This is a genomic window from Longimonas sp. (genome assembly GCF_040409695.1).
Taxonomy (GTDB): domain Bacteria; phylum Bacteroidota; class Rhodothermia; order Rhodothermales; family Salinibacteraceae; genus Longimonas.
Map to the genome: position 1 here is coordinate 1 of NZ_JARWGJ010000157.1, position 5759 is coordinate 5759.

The 5759-nt window shown below is 58.5% G+C and carries 7 protein-coding genes; 5 read left to right on the top strand and 2 right to left on the bottom strand.

All coding sequences use genetic code 11. From position 1 onward, the window contains the following. Window positions 1–33: 33 nt before the first annotated feature. The 4 genes from prfA to rplI all read left to right on the top strand — a co-directional run bounded on the left by prfA (window position 34) and on the right by rplI (window position 2545). Complete coding sequence (prfA, locus tag PPP56_RS09665) at window positions 34–1107, top strand: peptide chain release factor 1 (RefSeq protein ID WP_353563841.1); 1074 nt, start codon at window positions 34–36, stop codon at window positions 1105–1107. A gap of 314 nt (window positions 1108–1421) precedes the next feature. Further along, entirely contained in the window at window positions 1422–1790 is a 369-nt protein-coding gene (rpsF, locus tag PPP56_RS09670; RefSeq protein WP_353563836.1) for a 30S ribosomal protein S6, read from the top strand. A gap of 50 nt (window positions 1791–1840) precedes the next feature. Then, window positions 1841–2050 (top strand): 30S ribosomal protein S18, encoded by a 210-nt coding sequence (rpsR, locus tag PPP56_RS09675; RefSeq protein ID WP_502912572.1) that lies wholly within the window; start codon window positions 1841–1843, stop codon window positions 2048–2050. Window positions 2051–2098: 48 nt separating this feature from the next. Next, window positions 2099–2545: a 50S ribosomal protein L9 gene (rplI, locus tag PPP56_RS09680; protein ID WP_353563837.1), complete on the top strand. Its 447-nt coding sequence runs from the start codon at window positions 2099–2101 to the stop codon at window positions 2543–2545. A gap of 267 nt (window positions 2546–2812) precedes the next feature. Here the strand turns inward: rplI and mltA are convergent, their stop codons facing one another. Both mltA and PPP56_RS09690 read right to left on the bottom strand, forming a co-directional pair. Further along, window positions 2813–4036, bottom strand: coding sequence for a murein transglycosylase A (gene mltA, locus PPP56_RS09685; RefSeq protein ID WP_353563838.1), 1224 nt, complete (start codon window positions 4034–4036; stop codon window positions 2813–2815). Window positions 4037–4103: 67 nt separating this feature from the next. Then, entirely contained in the window at window positions 4104–4505 is a 402-nt protein-coding gene (locus PPP56_RS09690; protein ID WP_353563839.1) for a methylglyoxal synthase, read from the bottom strand. A gap of 163 nt (window positions 4506–4668) precedes the next feature. Between PPP56_RS09690 and fdxA the strand changes: the two genes are divergently transcribed. Further along, window positions 4669–5013 carry a ferredoxin FdxA gene (fdxA, locus tag PPP56_RS09695; protein ID WP_353563840.1) on the top strand — a complete coding sequence of 115 codons (345 nt, stop codon included), beginning with the start codon at window positions 4669–4671 and terminating at the stop codon, window positions 5011–5013. Window positions 5014–5759: the final 746 nt, after the last annotated feature.

A 5759-nucleotide genomic window follows, 5' to 3' on the forward strand; every position in this document is an offset into this window, starting at 1 on the left:
TCCGTTATTTTGCCACGAGTCTTTGCGCTGTGTATGATCGAGCTGGAGAAGCTGGACAAGATTAAAAACCGATTCGACGAGATCGAGCAGATGATGGCCGATCCGGAGATTGCTACAGATCCGCAGAAGATGTCGGAGCTCGGACAAGAGCATGGGCAGCTGCGTGAAGTCATTGAGGCGATCAACACGTACGAGAACTTGCTCAGCGAGCGTAGCGACCTGAAAGAGATGGTGACGGATGAGTCGGGTGAGATGGCCGATCTGGCACAGGATGAGCTCAAAAAGCTGAACGACCGTCTGCCCGAGGTAGAAGCTGACCTGAAGGACAAGCTCATTCCGAAAGACCCGGAGGACCGGAAGAACGCCATTATCGAAATCCGTGCAGGCACCGGTGGCGACGAGGCTGCTATCTTTGCGGGCGACCTCTACCGGATGTACGTCAAGTATGCGGAGAAAAAAGGATGGACGCACGAGGTGATTGATGCGTCGTATGGCTCGCATGGCGGCTTCAAAGAGATCACGTTCAGCCTGGGCGGCCCCGAGGTGTTCGGGACGATGAAGTACGAGAGCGGCGTGCATCGCGTGCAGCGCGTGCCCGAAACTGAGTCGAGCGGTCGTATCCACACGTCGGCAGCCACGGTTGCCGTCTTGCCTGAGGCGGAAGAGGTCGACATCGACATCAAATCTCATGAGCTCAACATAGACACGTACCGCGCCAGCGGGCCAGGCGGGCAGTCGGTGAACACGACCGACTCAGCCATCCGCATCACGCACCTGCCTACGAAGCTGGTTGTTACGTGTCAGGATGAGAAGAGCCAGCACAAGAACCGTGACAAAGCCATGCGGGTGCTGCGCTCGCGTCTCTACGAAATGAAGCTGGAGAAGCAGCGCGAAGAGCGGGCGGAGGAGCGGCGCTCACAGATTGGATCGGGCGACCGCTCGGCAAAGATCCGCACCTACAACTTTCCGCAAGATCGCGTTACCGACCACCGGATGGAAGGCGACAACAAGAACTACGCGCTGGGCGATATCATCGAAGGCGACCTCGATCCGGTGCTTGACGCGCTGAAAGCTGAAGAGCATGCCGAGCGGCTGGCTCAGTTGTAGTCGCCAATCCGAAGCGGCTCGTTGCCCTGCCTTGCGGGCAGACCCTGCAGACAGAGACCTTGCAGGCAGACCCTGTTCGGGGGAGCGGCGCAAGGCACGTGAGGCGCACACGCGCATTCAATTCGTAACTATTTCAACGCAGCAAGGCCACATTCAGCACGTGAGTGTGTAAGCCTATGCTGTCACGATACAGCCCAGATCAACGCGGCGTATGTGATCCCTGCTCCAACTGGCTTCTCGGGCGCCTGCAAGCGCCCGCGGCCACAGACCGGGGCATGAACTATCCGTTTCATTCCACAGGGATATTCTCTCTTATGGCTTCCGAAAACATGTACGAGCTTACCTACATCATCAGTGGGGTGGCTCAGCAGAACCAGGTTGACGACATTGTCAACTCCGTAAACAGCTTCATCCGTGAGAACGGTACGCTTGAGTATGTCGACGAGTGGGGCAACCAGCGTCTTGCATACGAGATCGACAAGAAGCGCAGCGGCTACTACGTAAATCTCTACTTCAAAGCGCCCGGTACCGTGGTGCCGAAGCTGGAGCGCCAGCTGCAGCTTAACGACCAGATCCTCCGCTACATGACGCTGCGCATGGATGCGAAAATGATCCGCCACTACAAGCGCCAGACTCAGTCAGCGGCCGACGTAGCCGCCGAAGTTGCTGAAGACGAGGCGTAAGCGGCTCCTTCCTTCGATTCTGCTGTATCCATACAACCTGATTTTACATTATGGCTCGTAACGACCAAGACTTCGAACACGTTGAGTACGTTGACTACAAGGACACCGAGTTCTTGGAGCAGTTCATCAACAACCAGGGCAAGATTCTGCCGCGCCGCGTAGGCGACGTGCCGGCCCGTGTGCAGCGCCAGATTACGCGTGCCATCAAGCGCGCCCGTCAGCTCGCGCTGCTGCCGTACGTATCCGACAACGTGCGATAGCTTTTTCCCGCCCACTGTTGTTGAACTTACTATCTACCAGACGACACTATGGACGTTATTCTACTTCAAGACGTTGACCACCTGGGCTCGAAAGGCGAAGTCCACGAAGTGGCCAACGGATACGGACGCAACTATCTAATCCCACAGGGCATGGCGCGCCTCGCTACAGAAGGGGCTGTGCGCCAGCTAAAAGAAGAGCAGCGCCAGGCGGCGCGCAAGGTGGCTGCTAAAAAAGAAGAGGCCGAGCGCGTGGCCGAGGAGCTCGAAGATATGCAGGTAGTGTTCACCGCGAAAGTCGGGGAAGACAACCGCATCTTCGGTACCATTACCACGCAGCAGATCGCGGTGGAGCTTGCAAACCGGGGCTTCGAAATCGACCGCCGCGATATTGAGCTGCACGAAGACATTCGCGTGATCGGTACTTACAAGGCAAACATCAATCTACATTCTGAAGTGGATGCGACCCTCGACATTCAGGTGATCCCTGAGTCGTAGGGCACTCTCTTCAGCCCGAACGTGCTGCATGCGCCCGCTCGTCCTTGATCAGGATGGGCGGGCGCGTTGCGTTGAGACGGTTGGAGCAGGTCATGCTGGATGCATCCGTTATTGCAAAAAAGGTGTGAGTCGCTTATCAGGACGCGGGTTTACAGAGAAGAGTTGTAACCTGTACGCGCAAGAACTCCCGTTCCAAAGAAGAGCGGTACGCATTCCCCTGTATCTACCTGTATCTACCTGCATCTACCTGGCGGATAAGTGAGGGCGCTACGAGCCCAGAAACACGGTACGGGGCACAAGCACGTACCAGCGAGCCGGGTGCTGCATGCGTCCGGCGCGGGTTTCAGCGTCGGGGCCGTTGCCCCAGAACACGTCGCCGCGGAGCGGTCCGCGGATGGCGCCACCGGTGTCTTGAGCCACCATAAGGCGCTGAAAGGGCACCGCGGTGGTGTCGTTAGGAGCGGCTGTTGGGGCTGTGCCGTCGATCCAGACGGGGGTGCCGAGGGGAACGAAGGTGGGGTCTACAGCGAGGGAGTGCTCGGGGATGAGTGGTACGCCCTGTGAGCCGATGGGCCCGTCTTCGGGGTCGAGGTCGGTGCGCTCCTGAAAGAAGATATACGAGGCGTTGCGATTCATGAGATCATCGGCCTGCTCGGGATGTGCGGCCAGCCAGTCGCGGATGCGCTGCATGGACATCTCTTCGCGAGGCACCTCGCCCATCTCGATCAAATCGCGTCCGATGGCGCGGTAAGGCTGCCCGTTCTGTCCAGCATAGCCGACGCGTGTGAGCGACCCGTCGCGCAGCTCGATGCGTCCTGAGCCTTGAATCTGAAGGAAAAACTTGTCGACGCGGCTGTCGACCCAGAGAAAGCCAAGGTCGTGTTCGCGCAGGGCGCCGGCCTCGATGGCCGCGCGGTCGTAGTACGGACGCACCTGGTTGCCATCGACGCGCCCCAGCAGCGTTTCTCCCTCGAATCGGTCTCGAAACGCGCTCAGATCAATGCGTACCAGGTCGGGCGGCGGAGCGCGTAGCGGTTCGGTGTAAGACGCGGTGGGCGTGCGCGACCCGTTCAGGATCGGCTCGTAGTAGCCGGTGAGAAGCGGTTCGGCGTTGCGTACGTGCAGCTGGATCGGCTGGAAGAGCTGCCAGAAGCGCCGCTCGATCGATACCGAGTCGGGGCGCTCGGCCAGGCGCATGCAGGCGTGCTGCCAGGCCCCAACGGTGCCATACCAGGCGCGATCGGGGTGCATGGACTCGTCAGGCGCGCGGCTGCTCCAGGTGCTACAGGAACGGAGCATGGCCTCGGCCGCCGGGGCGGCGTTCGCCTCGCTCCAGCCGGGCAGCTCGTTCCAGGTCGTAAAGGTGGCGGCAAACGTGGTAGGGGCCTCGGGCGTGTCGGGCGGGTCGCACCCCAGAAGGCCCATGCCCAGCAGCATGCCCATGATAAACAGCGGCATGCGGCGGCGTGCCGCGAGGAGGAACGGAGGCATATGAGCGCGTTTCTGTTGGCGGGGAATCGGTAGAAGGAGAAGAGCCGGGTAGGGGGAGGCGTAGCGTCTACGTCGCCTCGGTGGTGGGAGCCACGAACTCTGTTGTTAGCAGCATGCGAGCGGTGGGCTCATTGGTGGCCAGCGGCGTGTTCTTGACCACGCAGGTCCGCAGCAGCGTCTGAATATCGGGCTCGTGCGGATGCTTGCCCTGCGGATCGATGAAGAAAATGACCGCGTCGACGAGTCCATCGACTACGTCGGCTGCAATTTGGACATCGCCGCCGAGCGGGCCGGACTCTTTGCGATCGACGGTGAGGTCGAGCTCGTTTTGAAGGAGACCGCCTGTGGTGCCGGTCGCAATAATATTAAACTGACGGAGCTGCTCCGCGTGGTGGTGTGCGAACGAGATCATGTCGGCCTTTTTGCCGTCATGCGCAATGAGGGCGAGAGTGCGTGTGGGGGTAGACATAGCTGGAAGGGGCCAGGTGGACGCAGGCGGGGGCAAGAACATAAGCACAAGCTCCAAAACCGTAATGGACCCGCAACGGGCGGCGGACGGCTGGAACTGCATAGAAGATACTGACTAACACGCATCCGAATCAACCGTCGAATCTCCCTTTATCTCGCGTTTCATGCCGTACGTCGTTACCGAGCCCTGCATCAACTGCAAGTACACCGATTGCGTCGAGGTCTGTCCAGTCGACTGCTTCTACGAAGGCCCGAACTTTTTGGCCATTCAGCCGGAGGAGTGCATCGACTGCAATGCCTGTGTGCCCGTGTGCCCGACCGAAGCCATCTACCCCGACGACGAGCTTCCCGAGGAGTACGTGCACTATATCCAATGGAATGAGTACCTCGCCAACCAGTGGCGAGAGATGGGCTACAACATCACTGAAAAGAAAGACCCGCCCGAAGATGCAGAGGAATGGGAGACGAAAGAGAAGTCGGAAGAAGACATTCTGACGTGGGATGTGTAGCGGTTCAATGGTAAGTGGTTGCCATGTAGGTCACTTCATCACAGTTCGCTGCCCCCCTCTGTCTGCCGAGCTTCGCCGCAGGCGTGATCCTGTGGACATCTCCCCCTTGGACAAGGGGAGAAACCCGACACAAGCCCGCAGGGCGACTGATGGAGCGAAGCGGAATAAGGGAGAGGGGGTTCGTTCGACTGATAGGAGACTCCGATGGCCAATTGCTTGATCACGTAGCGTCTATCCACTGCCCTTTCTCACCTTGACGTGTGAGAGTAAACGATAGAGCCGCTGCAAGCATGCCTGCGTGCCGGACGAGATTCTGGCTGCGTGGGCATCTTTATGGCAATGCCTTTTTATGGTGACGCCTTTGTAATGATAATCATTTCATGTTTTGCGAGGCTGTTTTTTGCAGGGATGACGTGTCTATATTACCTTCTTGAGTGCGTCACCTGCCGTTCATTCTTTCCAGCATCGTGAAGTGTTTTGAAGCGCTTCCATTGCATCCTCGGATCGAATGCCCTATGTTCTACTGACGTAGCGCACAAACACACAACCTGAGACACCTACGTATCCGTTTAACGCAATAGAACGCATGCGTAGGAAGATCAATACGACCTCTGAAAAACCGTTTCATAAATCAACCAACGACCCATGTTGAACACGATGTTACGCGGCTCACGTATGGCCGTTTACCTGCTTGCGATGGCGCTTGTGCTATCGCTTGCCGCTTGCGACAGCGACGACCCGGTCTC

Bases quoted from the DNA above. Each gene is read 5' to 3' on its own strand.
- PPP56_RS09690 (WP_353563839.1), bottom strand. From the start codon at position 4,505: ATGTCTACCCCCACACGCACTCTCGCCCTCATTGCGCATGACGGCAAA.
- rpsF (WP_353563836.1), top strand. From the start codon at position 1,422: ATGGCTTCCGAAAACATGTACGAGCTTACCTACATCATCAGTGGGGTG.
- fdxA (WP_353563840.1), top strand. From the start codon at position 4,669: ATGCCGTACGTCGTTACCGAGCCCTGCATCAACTGCAAGTACACCGAT.
- mltA (WP_353563838.1), bottom strand. From the start codon at position 4,036: ATGCCTCCGTTCCTCCTCGCGGCACGCCGCCGCATGCCGCTGTTTATC.
- rpsR (WP_502912572.1), top strand. From the start codon at position 1,841: ATGGCTCGTAACGACCAAGACTTCGAACACGTTGAGTACGTTGACTAC.
- prfA (WP_353563841.1), top strand. From the start codon at position 34: ATGATCGAGCTGGAGAAGCTGGACAAGATTAAAAACCGATTCGACGAG.
- rplI (WP_353563837.1), top strand. From the start codon at position 2,099: ATGGACGTTATTCTACTTCAAGACGTTGACCACCTGGGCTCGAAAGGC.